Raw genomic sequence first — 24,277 nt, forward strand, 5'->3', positions numbered from 1 at the left:
AGCGGCCGTGGCCGCCGCAGGCGCGTCCCGGCCTGCGCGATCAGCGCAGCAGCAGATCGACCAGCCGCGCGATTCGGGCGTACGGCGGCTTCAGCCAGTCGCTGGCCGCCCGGCGCGACTGCCACAGGATCGGCAGCGCCTTGCTGAAGGCGTCGAAGCCGGCGCGACCGTGGTAGGCGCCCATGCCGCTGGGGCCGATGCCGCCGAACGGCAACGCATTGGCGGCGAAGTGCAGCAGGCTGTCGTTGACGGTGACGCCGCCGGCGACGGTGGCGTGCAGGATCGCCTCCACCTGCGCGCGGTCGTGGCTGAAGGGATACAGCGCCAGCGGCCGGTCGCGGCCGTTGACCAGCGCGATCGCCTCGTCCAGCGTGCGGTAGCTGCGCAGCGGCAGGATCGGGCCGAAGATCTCCTCCTGCATCAGCAGCGCATCGTCGCCGGGCTGCAGCACCACGGTCGGCACGATCAGGCGCTCGCGTTCGGCGCGCTCGGGTTCGACGCTGGCCAGTTCGACGACCTCCAGGCCGCGCGCGCGCGCGTCGTCCAGGTAGCCGCGCAGGCGTCGGTACTGGCCCTCGTTGACGATGCGGGTGTAGTCGTCGGCCGCGGCGAAGTCGCCGTAGCGCGCCAGCACCTGCGCGCGCAGCGCCTGCACCAGCGCCGCGCTGCGGCCGGCATCGATCAGCACGTAGTCCGGGGCGATGCAGGTCTGCCCGGCGTTGAACCACTTGCCGGTGGCCAGGCGCGCGGCGGCCTGCGCGAGCGGATAGTCGGCGCAGACGATGGCCGGCGATTTGCCGCCCAGTTCCAGGGTCAGCGGGGTCAGGTTCGGCGCGGCGGCCGCCATCACCTTGCGCCCGACCGCGGTGGAGCCGGTGAACACCAGATGGTCCAGCGGCAGCGCGGCGAAGGCGCCGGCCACCTCGGCCGCGCCCAGCGCCACCGCCACCCGTTGCGGCGGGAACACCTCGGCCAGCAGCGACTGCAGGAACTGTGCGGTGCGCGGGGTGTGCTCGGACGGCTTCAGGTAGACGTGGTTGCCGGCGGCGATCGCGGTGGCCAGCGGGATCAGCGCCAGGTTGACCGGGTAGTTCCATGGCGCGATCACCCCGACCACGCCGACCGGCACCGGCCGCACTTCGGCGCGCGCCGGCCACAGCCGCCAACCGGCGCCGACGCGCTGCGGCCGCATCCAGCGCTTGAGGTGGCGAAGCAGATGATCGATTTCGCCGAGCACGGTCATGCCGTCGGCGAGCAGCGATTCGTGGCGCGAGCGATGGCCGAAATCGGCGGCGATGGCATCGGCCATCTCCGGCAGGCGCCGCTTCAGTGCCGCGCGCAGCCGCAGCAGGTCGTCGCGGCGTTGCGCCTGGTCAGGCTTGGCCGCCTGCCAGGCCGCGCGCAGCCGCTGCAGGGTGACCGGCAGGTCGGCAAGCGGCGTGTCGGTGGCGCTCGAAGTGGGGTCGGAAATGGACATGCGCGCACTATACGATGCGGCACCTGGCTCCGATGCGGGCGATGCAGGACAGGCGGTGGCGTGGCGTCGGCCGGCCATGGTAGCGGCCATGCCGGAGCGCGCTTGGCGGGTGACCGAGGGTTTGCCGCGTCGCGACTGAAGTCGCTCCCACAACCGGCCGATCGTTGCGCCGCCGCCGTGCAGACGGGGCCTTGCCCCGACGGCGTCAGATGCCTGCCATCGACCATCCTGCAAGCGTTTCGATTCCTCCCTCAGCACGCATGGCCTGCGCCGACCGGTGTGTCGCGGCTGAAGCCGCTCCTACAGGGTGCGCGGCGGCGAAGGGGCGCGGCGGCGTGCAGAGTGCGCGTCAGCGAGGGCGCGCGGCGGCGCGACGGGCGGTCATGTCGCTTCGAGCAGCAAATCCTGCAACTGCGCCAGCGTCGCCACTTCGTAATGCGGCACGATGCCCTCGGGCGCCGGCAGGCCGTGCGCGTTGATCCAGCAGGTGTGCAGTCCCGCGGCCAGGCCACCGGCGATGTCGGCGTGCGGGTTGTCGCCGACCATCAGCACCTGCGCGCGCGGCGGATCGCCCAACTGCGCCAGCGCGTGCGCGAAGATGTCCGGGTGCGGCTTGGCCACGCCGATCTGCTCGGAAATGGCGACGGCCTCGAACCGGTCGTGCAGGCCGGTGCGCAGCAGCCGCGCCTGCTGCAGCGCGGTGAAGCCGTTGGTGACCAGCCCCAGCCGCGCGCGCCCGCGCAGCGCGTCGAGCAGCGCCACCGCGCCGTCCAGCGGCGCGCACAGTTCGGCCATCGCCGCCAGGAACGCATCGTTCAAGGTCTCCGGCGCGGTCTGCAGGCGCTGCGCCCAGCCCGCGAAGCGGCGCTGCTGCAGCTGCAGCGCGGTGATCGCGCCGTTCTGGTACTCCACCCACAACGGCCGGTTGAGCGCGGTGTAGTCGGCGTAGTCCTGCTCGGCGAAGGCCACCCCGTAGCCGGCGAACATGCGCTGCAGGCCGGCATAGGCATCGAAGCGGAACAGCGTGTCGTCGGCATCAAACAGGATCCAGCGGTAGCGCATGCGACGATCTGCCTGTGTGTCCAGCGCGCATGGTAATCGCCTGCCGCCGCCGTCGGTTCCAGCGCCGCTGGCATGCCGCGCAAACGACGACGCCGGCACGGGGCCGGCGTCGCAGTGCCGGACGCATCCGGCGCAAGGGCGAGTCCGCTTACTTGGTGATGTCCACGTTGCGGGTTTCGCGCAGGAACAGCGTGCCCAGTACCAGGGTCATCAGCGCGATGCCGATGGGATACCACAGGCCGTAGTAGATGTTGCCGGTACCGGCCACCAGGGCGAAGGAGATCGCCGGCAGGAAGCCGCCGAACCAGCCGTTGCCGATGTGGTACGGCAGCGACATCGAGGTGTAGCGGATGCGGGTCGGGAACAGCTCGACCAGGAACGCGGCGATCGGGCCGTAGACCATGGTCACGTACAGCACCAGCACCCACAGCAGCAGGATCGTCATCGGGATGTTGATGCGCGCGGTATCGGCCTTCTCCGGATAGCCGGCCGCGGTCAGCGCGCCCTTGAGCTCCTTGCCGAAGGCATCGGCCTTGGGCTTGGCGTCGGCCTTGCTCAGGCCGGCCGCCTCGTAGGACGCGACCTGGCTACCGCCGATGCGCACCTGCGCCAGCGAACCCGGCGCGGCCGGCTGCACTTCGTACGGCACGCCGGCCTTGGTCAGCGCGGCGGTGGCCACGTCGCAGGAGCTGGTGAACTTGCGCACGCCCACCGGATCGAACTGGAAGCTGCAGGTGGCCGGATCGGCCAGCACCTGCGCCGGCGACTTGCTGCGCGCCTCCTCCACCGCCGGGTTGGCGAAGTGGGTGATGCCCTTGAACAGCGGCATGTAGGTCACCGCCGCCAGCAGGCAGCCGAGCATGATGATCTTCTTGCGCCCGATCTTGTCCGACAGCCAGCCGAAGAACAGGAAGAACGGGGTGGCCAGCGCCAGCGCCGCGGCGATCAGCAGGTAGGACACGGTCGGATCGACCTTGAGCGTGCTCTGCAGGAAGAACAGCGCGTAGAACTGGCCGCCGTACCAGACCACGGCCTGGCCGGCGGTGGCGCCGAGCAGCACGATCAGCATCAGCTTGAAGTTGCCGTCCTTGAGGCTGTCGCGGAACGGTTGCTTGGAACCCTTGCCCTCGGCCTTCATCTGCTGGAACAGCGGCGATTCGCTCAGCTGCAGGCGGATCCACACCGACACGCCGAGCAGGATGATCGAACCCAGGAACGGGATGCGCCAGCCCCAGGCCTCGAACGCCTCGGTGCCCAAGGTCAGGCGGCACACCAGGATCACCAGCAGCGACAGGAACAGGCCCAGCGTGGCGGTGGTCTGGATGAAGCTGGTGTACAGGCCGCGCTTGCCCGGCGGCGCGTGCTCGGCGACGTAGGTCGCCGCGCCGCCGTATTCGCCGCCCATCGCCAGGCCCTGGGCCAGGCGCAGCACGATCAGGATCACCGGCGCGGCCACGCCGATGCTGGCGTAGTTGGGCAGCACGCCGACCAGGAAGGTGGAGATGCCCATGATCAGGATGGTGACCAGGAACGTGTACTTGCGGCCGATGCGGTCGCCCAGGCTGCCGAAGAACGCGGCGCCGAACGGGCGCACGAAGAAGCCGGCGGCGAAGGCCAGCAGCGCGAAGATCATGCCGGTGGTCTCGTTGACCCCGCTGAAGAACTGCTTGGCGATGATCGCGGCGAGCGAGCCGTACAGGTAGAAGTCGTACCACTCGAAGACGGTGCCAAGGCTGGAGGCGAAGATGACCTTCTTGTGGCCCTTGGTCAGGGGCTGACCCGACGGGTTGATGGCGGTGCTGGACATAGGAAGCTTCCCCTCCGAAGCGGGTGGTGTGGCGGTGGCGGTCAGGATGGTCGGGTGGCGCGGTCCGTCGCGGGTGCATGGCGAGTCCGCGGCAGCGCGGCGCGCCCTCCCGGGCGCCGCGCCGCCGCAGCCTCAGAAGCTGTACTTGGTGGTGAACTGCAGGCGGGTGATGTCGCCCTTGGCGCCGCTTTCGATCTCGCGCTTGCCGTACATCAGCTCGGCGCCGACATCGACCTTGGGCATCGGCGTGTAGAAGATGTTGCCGCGGATGCTCTGCACGCTCTTGGTCACGCCCAGCCCGGTCAGCGCGGTGTCGTTGTCGTAGTCGCTGCGCGCGTAGATCAGGTTGGTGCGCAACTTCGGCGAGAACGCGTGGCGCCAGCCGATGTAGCCGGCGACCACGCCGACCGTGTCCAGGTCGCGGTCGGCCGCGTCGTAGACCGCGTTCTGGGCGATGCCCAGGCCGACGTAGCGGCCGATGCCTTCGCCGCCGCTGAGCTGGTAGAACAGGCTGTCGCTGTCTCCCGCCACCCACTTGCCGCCCAGGGTCAGGCCGCCGGAGACCTTGCTGGCGTCGGCGCCGGTGGCGCGGTTGTCCACCTTCTGCTGGCCGAGCAGGCCGCCGATGCCGAAGCTGCCCCAGTCGCCCTTCCAGCCGTAGCGCACGGTCAGGTCCGGCAGCGCGCCGCGGTCGGAGCTGGCGCTGGTGATCACGCCGGTCGCGCTGCGGTTGTAGATGGTGGTTTCCGGGTTCTCCAAGGCGACGCTGAAGCCACCGTTGGTGTAGCGCACCTGCGCCTGGCGCACGAAGATCACGCCGTCGGTGGGACCGATGAAGTCGGCCGCTTCCGGCAGCGCCGCCGGGTCCATGAAGTTCGACCAGGTCTGGCCGGCCAGCCAGTGGTTCCAGTACATGTAGGCGTGGCGCAGGGTGGCGCCGTAGGTGTTGGTGGCGGTCTGGGTACCCAGCGAATTGCCGAAGAAATCCAGCTCCACCAGCGCGCCGGCCTTGTTGCCTGCGTCGGTGACGCTGTCCACGCCGAAGTTGATCCGCGAGAACTTGGCGTGCGCGTTGTAGTCGGTACCGGACTTGCCGCCGCCGACCGGCGTCTGCCCGGGCAGGTACAGCGCGCGGCCGGTGGCATCGTCGGCGAGCTGGCCGTCGCCGGTGCGGGTGGCCAGGAAATCGGCCTTGATGAAGCCGCCGACCTTGAACGTGGTGCCGGGCGCGGCGCCGGGGGTGATCGTGGTCACCTGGATCGGCGCCTTGCCGGCCGGCAGCGCCGGAGCGGCAGCCTGACTGGACTTGACCGCCGCGACCTCTGTCTGGGTCTGCGCGATCTGGCCCTGCTGCTGTTGCTGCGAGGACAGCAGCAGCTGGACCTGGCGCTCCAGTTCAGCCACGCGGGCTTCCAGCGCCTGTTCGCGCGCCGACGGGGTCTTGCCGCTCTGGGCGAAGGCCGCGCCCGGGGCGATCAGCGCGACGAACAGCGCGGCGGCCAACGGGCGCCGTGCCAAGGATGCGATGCGGTTGCTCATTACTCCCTCCCGAATAATGGATGTCCGCCGCGCGCAGGCACGGCTGGGTGCACAGTGCGCGCCGCGGCCGGTCGCGCCTATTGGCCATTAGTCGAACGGGGGCGGGGTTTACGACCATCGTCTAAAGCCCGGCGCGTGCGCGCTTAACGGTGAATGCGGCAAACTGCGCCATGACGCGCCGCCGCATGCGGCGCCCCGTTCATTGCAGAGGGCACCATGGCTGATATCTACCCCGTCGATCCCCAGTTCGCCGCCCGGGCACGGGTCGACAAGACCCAGTACCAGACCCTGTACCGGCAATCGGTGGAACAGCCGGAGGCGTTCTGGGGCCAGGCCGCCGAGCGCCTGGACTGGTTCAAGAAGCCGACCCGGATCAAGGACGTGAACTTCGCCCTGGACGATTTCCATATCCGCTGGTTCGACGACGGCGAGCTCAATGCCAGCGTCAATTGCCTGGACCGGCAGCTGGCCACGCGCGGCGACAAGACCGCGCTGCTGTTCGAGCCGGACAGCGCGGACGCGCCGTCCTACACCGTCAGCTACCGCGAGCTGTACGAACGCGTCTGCCGCCTGGGCAATGCGCTGCGCGCGCTCGGGGTCAAGAAGGGCGACCGCGTCACCATCTACCTGCCGATGATTCCCGATGCGGCGGTGGCGATGCTGGCCTGCGCGCGCATCGGCGCGATCCACTCGGTGGTGTTCGGCGGTTTCGCGCCCAACTCGATCGCGGACCGGGTGATCGACTGCGGCAGCAAGCTGATCATCACCGCCGACGAGGGCCTGCGCGGCGGCAAGAAGATCCCGCTCAAGGCCAACGTCGATGCGGCGCTGAAGCTGCCCGGCACCACCACCGTGGAAACCGTGCTGGTGGTGCGCCACACCGGCGGCGCGGTGGACATGCAGGCCCCGCGCGACCGCTGGTTCCACGACGTGGTCGACAGCCAGCCGGCCGAGTGCGAACCCGAGCGCATGAACGCCGAGGATCCGCTGTTCATCCTCTACACCTCCGGCTCCACCGGCAAGCCCAAGGGCGTGCTGCACACCACCGCCGGCTACCTGCTGTACGCGGCCTACACTCACGAGACCGTGTTCGACCTGCGCGAGGACGACATCTACTGGTGCACCGCCGACGTCGGCTGGGTCACCGGCCACAGCTACATCGTCTACGGGCCGCTGGCCAACGGCGCCACCGCGCTGATGTTCGAAGGCGTGCCCAACTACCCGAACGTGTCGCGCTTCTGGGAGGTCATCGACAAGCACAAGGTCACGATCTTCTACACCGCGCCGACCGCGATCCGCGCGCTGATGCGCGAGGGCGAGGCGCCGGTCAAGCGCACCTCGCGCGCGTCGCTGCGCCTGCTCGGCAGCGTCGGCGAGCCGATCAATCCCGAGGCCTGGCGCTGGTACTACGATGTGGTCGGCGACGGCCGCTGCCCGATCGTGGACACCTGGTGGCAGACCGAGACCGGCGGCATCCTGATCACCCCGCTGGCCGGCGCGATCGACCTCAAGCCCGGCTCGGCGACGCTGCCGTTCTTCGGCGTGCAGCCGGCCCTGGTCAATGCCGACGGCGAACTCCTGGAAGGCGCCACCGAAGGCAACCTGGTGTTGCGCGACTCGTGGCCGGGGCAGATGCGCACCGTCTACGGCGACCACCAGCGCTTCATCGACACCTATTTCCGCACCTACCCGGGCAGCTACTTCACCGGCGACGGTTGCCGCCGCGACGAAGACGGCTACTACTGGATCACCGGCCGCGTGGACGACGTCATCAACGTCTCCGGCCACCGCATCGGCACCGCCGAGGTGGAGAGCGCGCTGGTCTCGCATCCGAAGGTGGCCGAGGCCGCGGTGGTCGGCTTCCCGCACGACATCAAGGGCCAGGGCATCTACGCCTACGTGACCCTGGTGGCCGACGAGCAGCCGAGCGACGCCCTGCACAAGGAACTGGTGGCCTGGGTCCGCAAGGAGATCGGCCCGATCGCCGCGCCCGACCACCTGCAATGGGCGCCGGGCCTGCCCAAGACCCGCTCGGGCAAGATCATGCGCCGCATCCTGCGCAAGATCGCCGAGAACGCGCCCGACCAGCTCGGCGATACCTCGACCCTGGCCGATCCGTCGGTGGTCGATTCGCTTGTTAACGAACGACTGACGCGCTGACGCGCTGGTCGTTCGTTCGGGAATGGGAAATCGAGAATGGGGAATGGGAAAAGCCGTTCCCCGATCGCTTCATCACCTAAGGCGCCCGACATCCTGCTTTTGCCGTTGCCATTCCCCATTCCCGATTCTCCATTCCCGGCCCCCCACATGCCTACCCTGCTGATCGCCGACGACCACCCCCTGTTCCGCGAGGCGCTGCGCGGGGCGGTGCAGCGGGTGATGCCGGGGGTGCAGCTGTACGAGGCCGACAGCGTCGAGGCGCTGTACGCGCTGGCCGACCATCACGCCGATGCCGACCTGTTGCTGATGGATCTCAACATGCCCGGCGCGCAGGGGTTCAGCGCGCTGGTGCACATGCGCGCGCTGCATCCGCAGTTGCCGGTGGTGGTGGTGTCCGCGCGCGAGGAACCGACGGTGATGCGCCGCGCGCTGGACCACGGCGCGTTCGGCTTCATTCCCAAGTCGGCCGATTCGGACACCATCGGCCTGGCCCTGAGCACGGTGCTGGACGGCGAGCGCTGGGCACCGCCGGAGGCGCACAACCTGCCGCCCACCGACCGCGCCGAGCGCGAGGTCGGCCAGCGCCTGCGCGAACTGACCCCGCAGCAGTTCCGTGTGCTGCAGATGCTCGGCGCCGGCCGCCTCAACAAGCAGATCGCCTACGACCTGGGCGTGTCCGAAGCCACCATCAAGGCCCACGTCACCGCGATCCTGCGCAAGCTCGGCGTCACCAACCGCACCCAGGCGGTGCTGATGGCCGGCAAGCTGGCCATCGACAGCGACGCCATCGTGCTGCCGCTGGAAGAGGACTGAGCGCGCTGGGTTCTGGCGGATGCGTGCGCCAAGATTCACCGCGGCGTGGCGTGGCTTGGTCGCTGCGCGCGAGGCCGGTGCGGCTGCACTCGCAGGCGGGGTTTCCATATCGCGGCACTCGCAGCGCACTCCACGGGCTGTAGCGGCCCTGGAGGTTTTCGGTCGCGGCTGAAGCCGCTCCTACAGGGGATGGCATCGGACCTCGACGTAGCCCTGCAGCAGCGGTTTCAGCCGCGACCGCTGTTCGCGCATTGCAGGCCATCGCTTGCACACCCAGCGATGGCTGCCGCGCACCGGATCGGCTTCCCGAATCGGCTTCGGTGCACCGACGCCGCCGTGCCCTCGACGTCCGAGCATATAGCTGTTGCTAAGAAAAAAAGCTGCAGGTTCGCGTGCGTTCGAAGCGTATTCGTCGGCATTCGCCGCTGTTAGACTGCGCGTCCCTTGGGGAGTAGCCTGCTGTCCCGCGTATCCGGACAGCGCCCGCATCAACACACTCGGCCGTTGCGCCGTGGTGCGGGCAACCATCTCGGTTGGCGAGACCAGCGGCGAGCTTGCGTGGCGAAAGCCGGGCGCGCGCGCTCGTCGTTCGTCTTCTGCCCCGGCGTGGTCCCCACATGTCGTTTCTTTCGATTCTGTTGCTCGGCATCGCCATGTCCACCGACGCCTTCGCCGCGGCGGTCGGCAAGGGCGCGGCCATGCGCAAACCGCTGTGGCGCGACGCACTGCGCGCCGGCCTGATCTTCGGCTGCATCGAGGCGCTGACCCCCGTGCTGGGCTGGGCGCTCGGCCAGGCCGCTTCCAAGTACGTGGTGTCGTTCGACCACTGGATCGCGTTCGGCCTGCTCGGCGCGCTCGGCGTGCACATGATCGTCGCCGGGCTCAAGCCCGAGGCGCCCGAGGTTGCCGCCGAAGCGCCCAAGCGCCACGGCTTCTGGAACCTGGCCGCGACCGGCCTGGCCACCAGCATCGACGCGATGGCGGTGGGCGTCGGCCTGGCCTTCCTCGACGTCAACATCGCCGAGGTCGCGGTGGTCATCGGCCTGTGCACGCTGACCATGGTGACCCTGGGCATCATGCTCGGCCGCGTGCTCGGCACCCTGGCCGGCAAGCGCGCGGAGATCGTCGGCGGCGCGCTGCTGATCGCGATCGGCAGCACCATCCTGTTCGAACACCTGCACGGCGCGGGCTGATCCGCGCACGCCCGCCGCTGCCGGCTCAGCCCTGTGGCGGCGCCGGCTTGGCGGTGAATTCCAGGTAGGTGGAGAGGATGTACTTGTCGCCGCTGCGCGGCGGCAGGGCGGCGTGCATGTACATCCAGTACGGCGGGAACATCAGCAGGCGCCCGGTGCGCGGCGCGACCTCCAGGTCCAGGTCGACGAAGCGGGTCTGCCCGCCCTCGGCGACATCGTTGAGATACCACAGCAGCACCAGGTAGCGGCCGGTCTCCTCGTCGCAGGCGTCGAAATGCGGCTGGAAGCGCTCGCCGGCGCTGGCGCGATAGCGCTTGATCCGCAGGTCGGCCAGGCGCGGGCGCCACGGCACCGCTGCGGACAGGCCCAGATCGGCGTTGTAGCGCGCCAGCGCCGCGCGCACCTGTTCGATGAAGAACCCCTGGAAGGCCGGATCGGCCGCCCGGGTCACGTTGAGTTCGGTCCAGGCGCTGTCGTCCAGGCCGGCACGCGCACCGGCACCATTGTGGCGGTGCTGCGCCGACGTGCGTTCGAACTGCGCGACCAGCTGGCTGCAGAAGCCGGCATCCAGCGCTGCGTCGTAGACGCGGACGTAGTGGCGAAGATCGGCGTGCTTCATGCGTGTCGTTTCCTTTGTCTCGCGTTGCGCTGTCGGTTGCGGTTCACTGCGCCACCTACGCGTTGAAATCGCCGATGCCTTCGACCAGGCGCGTCACCGCCTCGCGTTCGACCGGCTGCAGGTGCGGGTTCCAGGTGTCCATCAGCAGGATCACGCGGTGGCGGTCGCTGCGGTTCCAGGCCTCGTGTTCGAAGGTATCGTCGAACACCATCGCCCGCCCTTCCTGCCACACGTGCAGCTGGCCGCCGGCGCGCAGCGCGCAATCGCCGTGCACCAGCAGCGGCAGATGCACGGTCAGGCGGGTGTTGGTGACGCCGCGATGCGGCAGGATGTGGGTGCCCGGCGCCAACACCGAAAAACAGATCTCCGGCGCGTGCGCGCGGATGCGCACCAACGGCGTGCGCTCCAGCGCGGCCGTGGTCTGCGCGCACTGCTGCGCATGCGCGTCGTCGCGCTGCCCATGGCGGTAGAAGAAATACGCATCCCACGCGGGACTGCCGCGCTCGCCGGCGAGCAGTCCCGGCGGCAGCTGGTCGGTGGACGTACCGAGAAACGGCGCATACGCGTCGGCCTGCTCGCGCGTGGCCAGCATCTCGGCGCGGATCGCCGCGGTGCTCTGTTCCAACTCCTGCAACCACGGGAACAAGTGCAGCGGCGGATACGCGGCGGCCGGTACGTCGGGCACGTGGAAGAAGGTCGGCCGTTGCAAGGGATCGGCGTATTGCGCCGGCAGCAGGCCCAGATAGGCCAGCAAGCCGCGCTCGACCCGATCCAGCGCGTCGGCGCCGTAATCGCGGCGCAACGGTTGCAGCAAGCCGAGGAACAGATCGCGGCGGCCGGCATCCACTGCCGCCATCGCGCTGCGCACGCGGTCGCGCAACGCCGGCGCGGTGCTGTCGTCGCTCAGCCAGCGGCCTTGGCGCTGGGCATGCACGACGGCCGCGTAGTAGCTGCCGACGGCCGCGTGTGCGTCACCGCGTGCCGCGCGCAGTTCGCCCAGCCGCAGATGGGCGATGTAATGGTCCGGCTGGTGGCGCAGCAAGTCTTGCAGAATGCCTTCGGCGCCCGCCGCATCGCCTTGCGCCGACAGCATCGCGGCCCAGCCCATCCGCGCCGGCGCTTCGAGCCCACCCCCTCGTTGCACCACACCCCGGTACAGATCGGTGGCATGGGTCCACAGTCCCGCCTCCTGCGCCAGCGCGGCCAACAGCAGGTCCAACGCCGGCGGTGCGTCGCCCTGCGCCTGCCAGGCCATGGTCGCCGCCTGTACCTGCGCGAGTCGCCCCTGTTCGAAGCCACGCCACAGCGCCTGTAGCCGCGCCGATGGATCGTCCCGTCTCGCTGTCATCGATACCCCCTCAACGAAAAACGGCGCGCCCGGTTGGGCGCGCCGCGTGTCACGAGCCGGCCTGCCTGCAAGCGCAGGCGACGCTGGCCGACATCCCTCAGAACCGATAGGTGGCGCGCATCCAGTAGTAACGGCCGACCGTGTCGTAGGTGCTCACGTCGGTGTTCGCGTTCAACACGTTGTTCTGGTACAGCACCGGCGGCTGCTTGTTGAACAGGTTGTCCACGCCCAGATCGAAGCGGATGTTGGCGTCACTCATGTCGTAGCCCAACTGCAGCGCGTGGTACATGTAGCTGCCGTAGTTCAGCACCACGCCCTTTTCCGAGCCATCGGCAGACATGTTCTCCGACAGGTCGGTGCTGCCGACCTGGATCTTGCCGATCCAGCGCGTGGTCCAGGTGGCGTCCCAGTTGCCCAGCTTCCAGCCGATCTGGCCGCGCGCGCGCCAGCGTGCGTAGTTGCCGTAGGACGAGTTGTACTTGCCGGCCATGTGCACCACCGAGTCGCCGGTGTCGATGTCGTAGCGCTGCAGGTAGGTGCTGTCCAGGGCCAGGGTGAACTTGCCGAACGCGGTGTCCGGCAGGGCGTAGTTGGCGCCGAAGTCGATGCCTTGGGTGTCCAGCTTGCCGATGTTGACCACCGGGGTTTCGATGTAGTCGATGTTGCCGGCGCTGACCGTGCCGGCCGCATAGCGGTGGATGTAGCTGCAGTACGGGCTGCTGTTGTCGTTGTAGCAGATGTTGGCCACGGTCTGCGCGGAGATCGACTGGATCAGGTCGTCGAGCTTGACCTTCCACCAGTCGAGGTTGAACGACAGGCCCTGCACGAACTCGGGGCTGTAGACGATGCCATAGTCGTAGGAGGTGCCCTTCTCCGGCTTCAAGTCGTAGTTGGCGTAGGTGGAACCAGACACGATCGCGTTGGTCTGCGACAGGCCCGAGCCGGTCCAGCCGGTTTCCACGCCTTCGCAGGCGTTCTCGTGGCCGCTGCCGCTGTAGCCGATGCACGGATCGGTGAAGGTCGGCGAGTTCGCGGTCGGACCCTGGTACAGATCGTAGATGGTCGGCGCGCGGAACACCTGCGCCACGGTGCCACGCACCATCAGGTCGTGGATCGGGCGCCACTCAAGCTGGAACGAGGCGCTGTTGTTGGTCGAATTGACGCTGCTGTAGTCGGAGAAGCGATCGCTCAGGGTGACATTCAGCGCGCCAATCGGCGAGGACTGCGCCAAAACCGGGATGAACAGCTGCGCATAGGCTTCCTTCACGCTGAAGGAGCCGCTCAGCGGCGAGGAGCAGGCCTCGGAGGAGATATCGCAGGTGTTCTCGCTGTTGATCAGCGCATTGCTGGACACGGTGTAGTCCAGGCTTTCCTTGCGGTACAGCGCGCCAACCGCCAACAGCGCGCTGCCTGCCGGCAGTTCCCACACGCTGCCGTTGGCGCTGGCTTCCCACTGGCGGCTGATGTGCGTGGTCTGATAGCGCGGGATCGATTCGTGGCTGTTCAGCCAAGACACGGTATTGGCATCGCTCTGGTCGAAGATATTCACTTCGCCGGCGTTGATCGCGTCCTGCAGCGCGGCGTAGTCCACGTAGCCGTGGCTCCAGTTGCGCTGCTGGTAGTGGCCGTAGTTGAAGTTGGCGTCCCAGACCCAACTGGTGTCGCCGATACTGCCCTTCAGGCCGAGCACGTCCTGGTCGGTGGTGGTGTCGTAGAAGCCTTCGCGCTGGCCCAGCGAGGTGAAGCGCGAGCGGTATTCGTAGCCGTTGGGACCGAACTCGACGCCGAACGGGTTGTAGGGATTGTCGGCGGCGATGGTGACGCCGTCGCTCTGCGCATCGAACGGCAGCGGCGCGATCGCGTAATGCGCCATCGTGTGGTTGTGGTAGGCGTTGACGTAGGCCTGCAGCTTGTCGGTGATGTTGAAGCTGCCGAGCACGAAGCTGTTGACGCGCTGCTGCGGGGTCATCAGCAGATTCTGCGACTGGTAGTTGTAGGCGTCGGAGGAGGAGTAGCACTTGTAGCCGCCGCCGCCGTCGCTGGTCATCGCGCCGCCGGTGCTGCAGCCATTGGCGGCCAAGGTGCTTGCAGGCAGCTTGTAATAGCCGCCTGGGGTCCGGCTGGAACCGCTCTTCAACACGCTGCCGCTGGATAGGTACAGCGCGTCCTTGGAGAACGCGCGATTGGCCGAGGAGATCTCTTTCTGCTTGTTGTAGTCGAGGCCGACCACGATGTTGCCGCGATCCCAGGTCTTGCCGAAGGTGAAGGTGCCGCCCTGGCGCGCGCCGTCGCCGCGGCTGGCCTGGCCGTAGTTGGCGGAGAATTCGCCGCCTTCGAAATTCTTGCGCAGGATGTAGTTGACCACGCCGCCGATGGCGTCGGAGCCGTACAGCGCCGAGGCGCCGACCTTCAGCACTTCGACATGGTCGATCATGCTGGCCGGGATCGAGTTGATGTCGTTGTTGAGGATGCGGCGGCCGTCGATCAGGATCAGCGTGCGCTGGTCGCCGAGGCCGCGCAGCGACACGGTCGAGGCGCCGTCGCCGCCGCCGTTGTTGACCTGCGGGTTGGTCGCATCGCCGGCGATGCCGGGCAGCGACTGCATCAGGTCGCCCAGGGTCTGCTTGCCGCTCTGCTGGATCTGCTGGCGGTCGACCACGGTGACCGGGCTGGCCGTTTCCACGTCCACGCGCCGCACCAGCGAGCCGGTCACGGTGACGCGGTCCAGGTCGACCGCGCCGCTGGCGGACGTCGCCGCGGTGTCGGCGCTCTGTGCGTAGAGCGAAGCGGCGGGAAGCGTCGCCAATCCCAGGCAGATGGCCTGGGCGAGTCTGTTCTTTGGTGCGGACATTGGGGAAAACCTCATGTGATGGGCAACAGAACGCCAGCGGTGCACGCGGACGTGAACCGGTTCGAATCGCGCTGGGCGCGACGTCTTCGTTGGATGCTTCGGACTTGCGGACCGATCGGAACCGTCAAGCACTTGTTAGTTTTTTATAAGAAAAGTGTTGTTTTGATGTGCCGCATTGCGCCAGCGGTTGGCATAATCGCTACACCGTTCGAAAACATGTACGTCCACAGGCGCGGACGGGGAAGGCGCCATGGGCGCCGGTGCGGGCCGAAGCGGCTGCCCGAATCAGTCGACGCGATAGTCCCAGCGCTGCAGGTAGGGCTGCAGCAGCGGCAGCACCGGCTCGAAGAATTCGCGATACGGGCGCCAGCGGTCCAGGCCCTTGCGATTGATGCCTTCGACCACCTGCGCATAGCTGGGCGTGCTGATGAAGCCCTTGGCGCGCGCATGGCGCTGGAACTCCAGCAACCGCTCCGGTTGTTCGAGTTCCAGGAAGCTGCCCAAGCGCGCGACCTGCGCCTGCGGATCGGCGACCAGGTCTTCGTAGCGCAGCTCCAGCGCGCGCGGTTGCAGCAGCTCGACGTGGTAGAGCCAGAACGCCATCGCATCGGCGTAGCCCTGCGCCAGGCGTTGCGCGCTGGAACACAGCACCGCGAAGGCCGGGGAGCGGAACGCCTGCATGTAGCAGCTCAACAGCACGTCGCAGGGATGGCGCAGCGCCAGGATCACGTGCGCGTTGGGGAACAGCCGCTGGATCAGCGGCAGGCGCAGCAGGTTCAGCGGATTCTTGTCGACCAGGCGTTGTCCGGGCTGCAGCTGCACCACACCGCGTACGGACCGCCAGTAGTCGGCGCGCAGGGCCGCGCAGGCGGCCTCGTCGAGCTCCCCGAGGCCATCGGGCCAGGCCAGGCCGCGGCGCTCGCTGCGCTCGGCCAGCCCTTGCAGGAACGGCCGTTCGTCCATCGCGCACAGCTGCGGATGCGCATCGAGCATCTGTTCCAGCAAGGTGGTGCCGGAGCGCGGGAACCCGACCACGAAGATCGGCGAAGCATCGCGCGGCGGCGCCGCCACCGGCAGCGCGGCGGCGTAGCGCACCGGATCCCAGCGGCGTCGCGCGACCGGCAGCGGCGCCGCGCCCGCCGCAAGCAGCTCGGGCACCAGCGAGGCGACGCCCTCGACCTGCCCGGCATGCCCCTGCGCGCACGCCGCCAGCATTTCGTCGTGGCGCCCCAGGCGGTCGCAGACGCGGGCCATCGCGAACAACAGGTTGCTCTGCTTGCGCGTGTCGGTGGCCGCGTCGGCGGACAGCAGGCCGCGCAGCAGCCGGTACGCGGCGTCCCACTGCCCGTCGCGCATCGCCAGCACCGCCAGCGCATTGATCGCATCGTGGCGCGCGTCCACGTCCTCGATCCGCTCCGGCGGCGGCAGGTGTGCGGCCGCCCGCCGCGCCTCGTCGAGTTGGTTGACCCGCTCGAGCACCAGCACCAGGCGCGACCAGGCGCGCTCCGGTTGCGGCATCGGTCCGGTGGCGCAGGCGCGCAGCATCTCGCAGGCCGCGTCGGTGTGGCCGGCCTGCGACAGCAGCCAGGCCAGTTCCAGCGTGGTCTCCGGGTCCAGCGCAGGCCATTGCGCCCAGTCCGCGAGCAGCGCCTCCACGCGCTGGAAGTCGCCGCACTCGTGGCAGGCCATCGCCGCGTGGACGCGCAGTTGCGCCGAGTCCGGTGCCAACCCATGCGCATCCAGCAGATGCTCGCGGGCGACGCCATAGTCGCCTTCGTCCATCGCCAGCAGGCCCAGATTGTGGTGCAGCATCGCATCGCCCGGCGTCAGCATGAGCGCCTGCGCATACGACTGCCGCGCCTCGGCGAAACGGCGCGCCTCGCGCAAGGCGGTGCCCAGGTTGTTCCAGTGCGCCACGTCCTGCGGCTGCCGTTCGGTCAGTTCGCGATACAGCACTGCCGCCTGCACCGCATTGCCCTGCATCTGCAGGCTCATCGCCAGCAGGCTGCTGGCCAAGGCGTCGCCAGGCGCGTGCTGCAGGTAGCGGCGCGCGCCCTGCTCCAGCGCCTGCGCCTGTCCCGCCTCCAGTGCCGCCAGCAATTGGGGCAACGACGGGATCGCGGTGTCTTGCGGTGGGCTCATGCGCTGACGGTCCAGACGGGCGGGCGGAAAGGGCTGCCACCATAGCCGGGCCGGATCGCGGGTCGCAACGCAGGCCGTGCCGGGCGCAGGCAAACGACGCACACACTGCAGATACGCAACTTCGCCGCACGACATGCTCGACGCCGGACCGCGCAATGCGCGCTGTCGCGATCGCGCCGACCGGCGCTAATCGCTCTTGATCGGATCGTGATACGCGGTGAGGAAGGCGCGCAGCGAGGCCGGCTTGACCGGCTTGGTCAGCAGCCGGTAGCCGCGTTCGCGGGCCTGCAGTTTCAGTTCGTCGCGGCCGTCGGCGGTGAGCAGCGCGCCGGCGACCGGGCCGACCATCGCCTCGCGCAGCGCATCCAGCGTGTCCAGCCCGTCCAGGCGGTCGTGCAAGTGGTAGTCCACCAGCATCACGTTGGGCGCGCGCGCCGCCAGCAGCAGCGCCTCGTCCACGGTGCTGGCGCAGATCACCTCCACCTGCCAGCGGCCGAGCAGCGCGCGCATGCCGTCGAGGATTTCCTGATCGTTGTCCACGCACAGCACGCGCAGCCCGACCAGCGAGTCGCTGCTGGCGACACTGCGCTGCTGCCGCTGCTGCTTCTGCGGCACCGGTGCCACCCGCGGCACGGCGATCGAGAACATGCTGCCGTGGCCGACCGCACTGCGCGCATCCAGGTCGTGGCCGAGCAGGCGCGAGATGCGCTGGCAGATCGACAGGCCCAGGCCCAGCCCCTGCTCGCCCCAGTCGAACGGCTGCTGGTAGCGTTGGAACTCCTCGAAGATCTGCTGCATGTGGTGCTTGGGAATGCCCGGACCGGTGTCCCACACCTGCAGCTCCAGCGCCGCGCCGCGGCCGCGCATGCCCAGCACGATGCGGCCCTGGCGGGTATAGCGCAGCGCATTGGCGAGGAAGTTCTGCAGCACGCGGCGCAGCAGGCGGCGGTCGCTGCGCACCCAGATCGGCCGCGCATAGACATGCATGCGCAGGCCGCGGCTGGCGGCGACCGGGGTGTACTGCGCGGCCAGTTCGCGCAGCAGCACGCTGGCGTCGAAGTCCTCGATCGTCGGGCGCATGCCGCCGGCGTCCAGCCGCGACACGTCGAGCAGGCCGTCGAGCAGTTCCTCGGCCGCACGCAGCGAGGCGTCCACGCGCTCGGCCAGATGCCGCTGCTCCTCGTTCTGGTGCGCTTCGCGCAAGGCGGAGGCGAACAGCCGCGCCGCGTTGAGCGGCTGCAGCACGTCGTGGCTGATCGCGGCCAGGAAGCGGGTCTTGGACTGCTGCGCCAGTTCGGCCTCGCGCGAGCGGTCGGCCACGCGCTGCTCCAGCGTCTCGTTGGCTTCCAGCAGCGCCTGCTCGGCACGTTTGTAGTCGGTGATGTCGTTGTAGCTGGTCACGTAGCCGCCGCCGGGCAGCGGCTGGCCGCGCATCTCGATCACCTTGCCGTCGCTGCGGGTGCGCTCGAACACGTGCGAGGTGCCGGCGCGCAGATGCGCGATGCGGCGGCTGATCTGTTCCTCGATGCGGCCCTCGCCCAGTTCGCCGCGCTCGGCGTTGTAGCGGATCAGGTCGGCGACCGGGCGGCCGACGTAGAGCATGCCGTCGGGGTAGCCGAACATCTGCTGGTAGCGCCGGTTCCACGCGGTCAGGCGCATCGCCGGATCGACCACGCTGACCCCGGCGCTGATGTTTTCCAGCGTGGTGGACAGGATCTCGCGGTTGAAGCGCAGCTCCTGCCCGGCCTCGTCGAGCACCGCCACCACTTCGCCCAGGTCCATGCCCGAGCCGCGCAGCAGGCTGGTCAGCACCAGCCGCGCCGAGGCCGCGCCGATCGAGGCGGCGAGCAGGCGTTCGGTGAACTGCACCCAGACGCGGTCGGCCACCGCATTGGGCTGCGGCTCGCGGCCGAGCAGTTGCGCCTGTTCGGCGAAGGCGCGGCGGGCGTGGCGCTCGCCGACCATGCGTTCGGCCAGCGCCTGCAGATCGACCACCTGCACCTGCCCGAGCCAATCGCCGGCCACCGCCGGCCGCTGCGAATACGGCTCCAGGAACGGCGCCGCGCGCAGCCGCTCGTCCAGGCCCGGGCGCCAGCGCGCCGACACCAGCATCATCGTGCCGACGTTGAGCAGCAGCGACCAGAACGTGCCGTGCGCCAGCGGATCCCAGCCGCTCATGCCGAACAGCTGCTGCGGGCGCAGCCAGGAGATGCCGAACGGCCCGTCGTGCAGCCATCCCGGCGCCAGCCAGCCGGCCTGGGTCAGCGCCGGCAGCAGCAAGGTGTAGATCCAGGTGCCGAAGCCCAGCACCATGCCGGTCTCCACGCCCTTGCGGCTGGCGCCGCGCCAGTACAGCCCGCCGATCACACCCGGCGCGAACTGCGCCACCGCGGCGAAGGCCATCAGCCCGTACGAGGCCAGCGAACTGTCGTTGCTGCTGCTGCGGTAGTAGCCGTAGGCGATCAGCGCCAGCAGCAGGATCGCCAGGCGGCGGATCCACAACACCCGCGAGGCGACGTCGGCGCCGGCCGCCTGATGCCCGCGCCGGCGCAACAGCACCGGCATCACCAGGTCGTTGCTGATCATCGTCGCCAGCGCGATGCTGGAGACGATGACCATGCCGGTGGCGGCGGAGAACCCGCCCACGTAGGCGACCAGCGCCAGCGCGGTGCGGCCCTCGGCCAACGGCAGCGCCAGCACGATGCTGTCGCGGGCCACCTCGCCGGAATGGCCGAACAGGGCGATGCCGGCCGACGCGATCGGCACCACCATCGCCGAGATCACCACCAGGTACAGCCCGAACAGCCAGCGCGCCTTGCGGATGTCGCCGATGTCGCTGCATTCCACCACCGCCACGTGGAACTGCCGCGGCAGGCACACGATGGCCAGGAAGCTGAGCAGGGTCTGCGAGATGAAGCCGACCGGCGGCGTGTTCTGGAACAGCGTGCGCGCCGACTGCAGCACCTGCCCGTCGCGGCCGCTCAACCACACGTAGGCGAACACGCCCACCGCGACCATCGCCAGCAGCTTGACCACCGATTCCAGCGCGATCGCCAGCATCATGCCGTGGTGGTGTTCGGTGGCGTCCACCTGACGGGTGCCGAACAAGGTCGCGAACAGCGCCATCAGCAGCGCCACGTACAACGCCGGATCGGCGTAGAACGGCGCCCCGGCGCTGGACTGCCCGCTGAGCACCTGCAGGCTCATCGCCACCGCCTTGTACTGCAACGCCAGGTACGGCACCACGCCGATCAGCGCGATCACCGCCACCAGCGCCGCCAGGCGCCGCGAACGGCCGTAGCGCGAGGAGATGAAGTCGGCGATGGACACCGTGTTCTCGCTGCGCGCGATCAGCGCCAACCGTTCGACGATGCGCCAGCCGAACAGCAGCATCAGCAGCGGACCCAGGTAGATCGGCAGGTAGCCGGCGCCGTTGCGCACCGCGCTGCCGACCGCGCCGTAGAACGTCCACGACGAGCAGTAGACCGCCAGCGCCAGGCTGTACACCGCCGGGCGCAGCCATGGTCGTTCCGGGTACAGCGGCCGCCGATCGCCCCACCACGCCACTGCGAACAGCAGCGCCGCGTAGCCGACCGACACCAGCAGCAGGATCCAGCTAGAAACCAAGGGCGAGGTCCCCGGTGCGTTCGCCGCAGTCTAGCTCGCCGCCGCTCACGAGACCGCCGTCGCGCCGGCGTGCAGCGGCAACCGCAGGCGGAACACGCTGCCCTGCCCGGGCGCGCTCTCCACCAGCAATGCGCCGCCGGCCGCGGCGATCAGGTTGGCGCTGACCGCCAGTCCCAGGCCGGTGCCCTGCCCGCTGGGCTTGGTGGTGAAGAACGGCTCCAGGCAGCGCGCGCGCACGTCCTCGCTCATGCCGTGGCCGCTGTCGCGCACCGCGATCTCCAGCGTGGCATCGGGCCGCGGCGCCAGGGTCAACTCGAACTGCCCGCCCTCGGGCATCGCCTGCTGCGCGTTGGCGGCGAGATTGAGCAGGATCAGTTCCAGCTGCGCGCGGTCGAAGCGCACCGGGCACGGCGCCTCGTGCAGGTGCAGGCGCACCTGCACGCCCAGGCCGAACAACTGGTCGAACATCGGGCGCATGCCGGCGATCGTCTCGGCCGGTTCGAACACCTCCAGCCGCGTCGCTTCCTGGCGGCTGAAATCCAGCAGCTTGCGGGTCACCGCCGCCGCGCGCCGCGCCGCCGCATCGGCCCCCTGCAGCGCGGCCTTGAGCTGCTGCGGATCGTCGCTGCGGCGCGCACGGGCGGCATAGCCCATGATCAGGCTGAGCAGATGATTGAAATCGTGCGCCACGCCGCTGGCCAGGCGGCCGACGCTCTCCATCTTCTGGGCGTGCACCAGCTGGTCGCGCGAACGCTCCTTTTCCTGCATCTCCAGTTGCAGCCGGTCGCGCGAGCGGGCCAGGTCGTTGCCGCGCTTGCGCGCCAGCGCCAGGCTGTCGCGCAGGGCCGCCACCGACTGGTCCAGCACCAGTGCGACCACCACGAAGCCGACCAGGCTGCCCACCGCCACTTCCAGGACCCGCGGCCATAGCGACGGCAGGAAGAACATGCGCGCCGCATCGCGCCATGCGCCCAGCGCGACCACCAATGCCAGCCACGCCACCGCGCCCCAGAGCGCGCGCCGGCTCAGCAACAGCCCGCCGATCAGTACCGGCAGCAGCTGCCCGAGCTGGCCGCGCAGTTGCGCTTCCAGCCCCCAACGCGCATAGCCCACGGTCAGCAGCGCCAGGCTCACCACCACGAACAGCCGCGCCGCCCACAGGAACGCGCCACGCCGCAACAGCGCGAAGCACACCCACATCGCCAGCGCATTGAATCCCGCCAACCACAACGCGACCGAGTCGATGGCTGCGCCGGCCCGCCACCATGCCATCAGCATCGCGATCAGCTGATACAGGCCCACGAACACCAGTACCAGCTGCAGCATCGCCGCGTTGCGCCGGTCGACGCGGTCGGCCAGCGGGATCGCGCGCCACCAACGCAACGCGCACGCCAGCGGGCCAGCGGCGGGCGGGTCGGCGGAACGCTGGGGCGTAGGCAGGTCGGGCATGCGCGGGCCAATGGCGGGAGCGCCGCCGGCAGGCGGACGCGGACTGCGGCTATATTAGCCACCTCCGTCTTCCCGCTGGATGCGACGCGGCCCTGGACCTGCAGGTTGCCGCGCATGCTGCACGGGCCGATTCCGCCGCTCGACGCGCCTGGATTACAAATCGATGACGTTTCCCTTGTTCACCGGCCTGGGCCGGGCCGTGTTCGTGGCCGCAGGCCTGCTGGCAAGTCCGGTGCTGGCACAGACCGTTCCCGGCGCCGATCCGTACGAACCGCAGCTGCGGCGCTGCCAAACCAGCATCGCGCAGCAGCCGAGCGCCTCGCGGGATATCGCCAACGACCTGCTGACCATGCCCGGCCTGCCGGTACCGGTGCAGGTACGGGCGACCGGCTGCCTGGCCACCGCGCAGCAGATGCTGGGCGACAGCACGCAGGCGGCAGCGACGACCGAGCGCTTGCTGGCATTGCTGCAGACACCGGGGTTGCCGCCGCTCGTCCGTAACGGCGGCCGCCTGCAGGCGGCGGCGCTGCTGCAGCAGGGCGGCCAGCTGACGCGTGCGCTGAAACTGCTGGAGCAGATTCAGGCCGATGCGCAGCGCAGCGGCGACACCGTCGCGCAGATCGGCGCGCTGGCCGGCATCGCGCTGATGCGCGGCGACGCGCTGGACGACTCGGAAGGCGCGCTGCACTACTTCCGCCAGGCCATCGCCCTGGCCGAACAGCTGCAACGGCCGCCGGCGCAGGCCGACATGATGCTGTACTACAACTACGGCTACGCGCTGCTGATGCTCAAGCGTTACGACGAGGCCGACGCCGCCTTCGATCGCGCTACCGCGGTGGCCGTCAAGCTGGCCAACCAGGACCTGTTCCTGCACCGTATCGCCAGCCACCGCGGCGAGATCCAACGCGCCGGCGGCCACGCCGAGCGTGCCGAGCCGATGTTGCAGAAAGCGCTGTACTGGCAGCAGGCCGACGGCGATCCGCAAGGCGCCGCAGTGACGCTGCAACGCCTGGCGCGGCTGCGCCTGGACCAGGGTCGGGCCAAGGACGCGCTGGTCTACGCCGAACAAGCGCAGACGCTGTCCGAGCGCAGCCGCTTCGCCGCGGAGATCCGCAACGGACTGGACCTGATCAGCGAAATCCATGCCGCGCTGGGCAATGCCGACGCCGCGGCGCACTACGCGCAGCAGGCGCGCGCGATGGACCGCGACAAGGCCCGCGCCGAAACCCTGGTCTCGCTGGCCAAGCTGCAGGCCGATGCGGCGCGCAAGCTGCCGCCGATCGCCGACACGGGCGCGGCACGCGCCGACAACGCCGGCCGCATCGCGATCGGCCTGGCGCTGGTGCTGGCGCTCGGCGTCGCCCTGGCGATCCTGTACCGCCGCCGCCAGCGCCGCGAGGCCGAACGCAGCCTGCTCGATCCGCTGACCGGGCTGCTGAACAGGCCGGAAGCCGAACGCCGGATGCAGGCGCTGTTCGCCGCGCCGAGCCGGGACAAGCGCGAGGCCGACGGCCGCTGTGCGCTCCTGCTGGTCGACGTGGATGGATTCAAGGAGTTGAACGCGCGCTATGGCCATGCCGCCGGCGACCGCGCGCTGTTGGCGCTAGCCGGCTGCCTGCGCGAGAGCTGCGATGCCGGCGACCTGATCGCACGCTGGGGCAGCGAGGAATTCCTGGTGGTGCGCGCGGACACCTCCGCGGCGGCCGCGTTCGCGCTGGCCGCGCACCTGCGCGGTGCGGTCGAACGCCTGCGCGTGGAAGCCGGCCAGGGCGAACTGCTGCCGTTGACGGTGTCGGTCGGCGCAGCGCCGTTCCCGCTGTTCCGCCGGCCCGATGCGCGCCTGCAGGACGCCGTGGCGCTGGCCGAATGCGCGGTCCAGGCGGCCGGCCACGCCGGCGGCAACGCCTGGGCCGGACTGTGGGGCACGCCGGGCGACGTGACGGTCACGCCGCAACAGGTGCTGGCGGATCCGGTGCGCGCGCGCGCGCAAGGCTGGGTGCTGCTCGACGGCAGCGATCCGCTGCTGTGGACGCGCGCGTTCGCCGCGCCGGACGTGCAGCGCACGTGAGCGCGTGCGCACGCGCGGCGCCGCCGTGGGCCGCGGCGGCCGTCCCCTCACCCCACCCCATCTCCCAGCGGGAGAGGGGCCATGTGCCGCAGTGCAGCGGCGGCGCAGTGCCGCGGGTGCGA

Annotated in this window: 14 protein-coding genes and 1 riboswitch; of the genes, 4 read left to right on the plus strand and 10 right to left on the minus strand. The window is 69.5% G+C overall.

All coding sequences use genetic code 11. The features are described 5' to 3' along the window. Window positions 1-40: 40 nt before the first annotated feature. The 4 genes from H9658_RS15885 to H9658_RS15900 all read right to left on the minus strand — a co-directional run bounded on the left by H9658_RS15885 (window position 41) and on the right by H9658_RS15900 (window position 5,885). Window positions 41-1,477 (minus strand): coniferyl aldehyde dehydrogenase, encoded by a 1,437-nt coding sequence (locus tag H9658_RS15885; protein WP_191826072.1) that lies wholly within the window; start codon window positions 1,475-1,477, stop codon window positions 41-43. Between the two features lie 381 nt (window positions 1,478-1,858). Next, a complete protein-coding gene (gene yjjG, locus H9658_RS15890; protein WP_191826073.1) occupies window positions 1,859-2,539 on the minus strand; it encodes a pyrimidine 5'-nucleotidase in 681 nt (226 codons plus the stop codon). 148 nt (window positions 2,540-2,687) lie between these two features. Then, window positions 2,688-4,346, minus strand: coding sequence for an MFS transporter (locus H9658_RS15895; RefSeq protein WP_179570023.1), 1,659 nt, complete (start codon window positions 4,344-4,346; stop codon window positions 2,688-2,690). Window positions 4,347-4,478: 132 nt separating this feature from the next. Next, window positions 4,479-5,885, minus strand: coding sequence for a DcaP family trimeric outer membrane transporter (locus tag H9658_RS15900; RefSeq protein ID WP_191826074.1), 1,407 nt, complete (start codon window positions 5,883-5,885; stop codon window positions 4,479-4,481). A 216-nt stretch (window positions 5,886-6,101) separates the two neighbouring features. On the opposite strand from H9658_RS15900, the gene acs reads away from it, so the two are divergent. From acs to H9658_RS15915, 3 genes are all read left to right on the plus strand, one after another. Beyond that, on the plus strand, window positions 6,102-8,045 hold the full coding sequence (gene acs / locus H9658_RS15905; RefSeq protein ID WP_191826075.1) for an acetate--CoA ligase: 1,944 nt from the start codon (window positions 6,102-6,104) through the stop codon (window positions 8,043-8,045). Between the two features lie 147 nt (window positions 8,046-8,192). Further along, on the plus strand, window positions 8,193-8,858 hold the full coding sequence (locus tag H9658_RS15910; protein ID WP_179570029.1) for a response regulator transcription factor: 666 nt from the start codon (window positions 8,193-8,195) through the stop codon (window positions 8,856-8,858). Window positions 8,859-9,302: 444 nt separating this feature from the next. After that, window positions 9,303-9,470, plus strand: a riboswitch (yybP-ykoY riboswitch). Between the two features lie 5 nt (window positions 9,471-9,475). After that, on the plus strand, window positions 9,476-10,051 hold the full coding sequence (locus H9658_RS15915; RefSeq protein ID WP_191826076.1) for a manganese efflux pump MntP: 576 nt from the start codon (window positions 9,476-9,478) through the stop codon (window positions 10,049-10,051). Window positions 10,052-10,076: 25 nt separating this feature from the next. On the opposite strand, the gene H9658_RS15920 is transcribed toward H9658_RS15915, so the two are convergent. The 6 genes from H9658_RS15920 to H9658_RS15945 all read right to left on the minus strand — a co-directional run bounded on the left by H9658_RS15920 (window position 10,077) and on the right by H9658_RS15945 (window position 22,087). Further along, window positions 10,077-10,670: a 2OG-Fe(II) oxygenase gene (locus H9658_RS15920; protein WP_191826077.1), complete on the minus strand. Its 594-nt coding sequence runs from the start codon at window positions 10,668-10,670 to the stop codon at window positions 10,077-10,079. Window positions 10,671-10,725: 55 nt separating this feature from the next. After that, window positions 10,726-12,018: an aspartyl/asparaginyl beta-hydroxylase domain-containing protein gene (locus tag H9658_RS15925; protein ID WP_191826078.1), complete on the minus strand. Its 1,293-nt coding sequence runs from the start codon at window positions 12,016-12,018 to the stop codon at window positions 10,726-10,728. A 97-nt stretch (window positions 12,019-12,115) separates the two neighbouring features. Beyond that, complete coding sequence (locus H9658_RS15930) at window positions 12,116-14,869, minus strand: TonB-dependent receptor (protein ID WP_225210027.1); 2,754 nt, start codon at window positions 14,867-14,869, stop codon at window positions 12,116-12,118. Window positions 14,870-15,154: 285 nt separating this feature from the next. Further along, entirely contained in the window at window positions 15,155-17,011 is a 1,857-nt protein-coding gene (locus H9658_RS15935; protein ID WP_191826079.1) for a sulfotransferase family protein, read from the minus strand. Window positions 17,012-17,197: 186 nt separating this feature from the next. Beyond that, entirely contained in the window at window positions 17,198-20,638 is a 3,441-nt protein-coding gene (locus H9658_RS15940; protein ID WP_191826080.1) for a hybrid sensor histidine kinase/response regulator, read from the minus strand. 45 nt (window positions 20,639-20,683) lie between these two features. Next, complete coding sequence (locus H9658_RS15945) at window positions 20,684-22,087, minus strand: ATP-binding protein (protein ID WP_179570042.1); 1,404 nt, start codon at window positions 22,085-22,087, stop codon at window positions 20,684-20,686. A gap of 163 nt (window positions 22,088-22,250) precedes the next feature. Between H9658_RS15945 and H9658_RS15950 the strand changes: the two genes are divergently transcribed. Further along, window positions 22,251-24,155 carry a GGDEF domain-containing protein gene (locus H9658_RS15950; protein WP_191826081.1) on the plus strand — a complete coding sequence of 635 codons (1,905 nt, stop codon included), beginning with the start codon at window positions 22,251-22,253 and terminating at the stop codon, window positions 24,153-24,155. Window positions 24,156-24,277 lie beyond the last annotated feature (122 nt).

It is taken from the genome of Xanthomonas bonasiae (assembly GCF_014836395.1).
GTDB classification, from domain to species: Bacteria; Pseudomonadota; Gammaproteobacteria; order Xanthomonadales; family Xanthomonadaceae; genus Xanthomonas_A; species Xanthomonas_A bonasiae.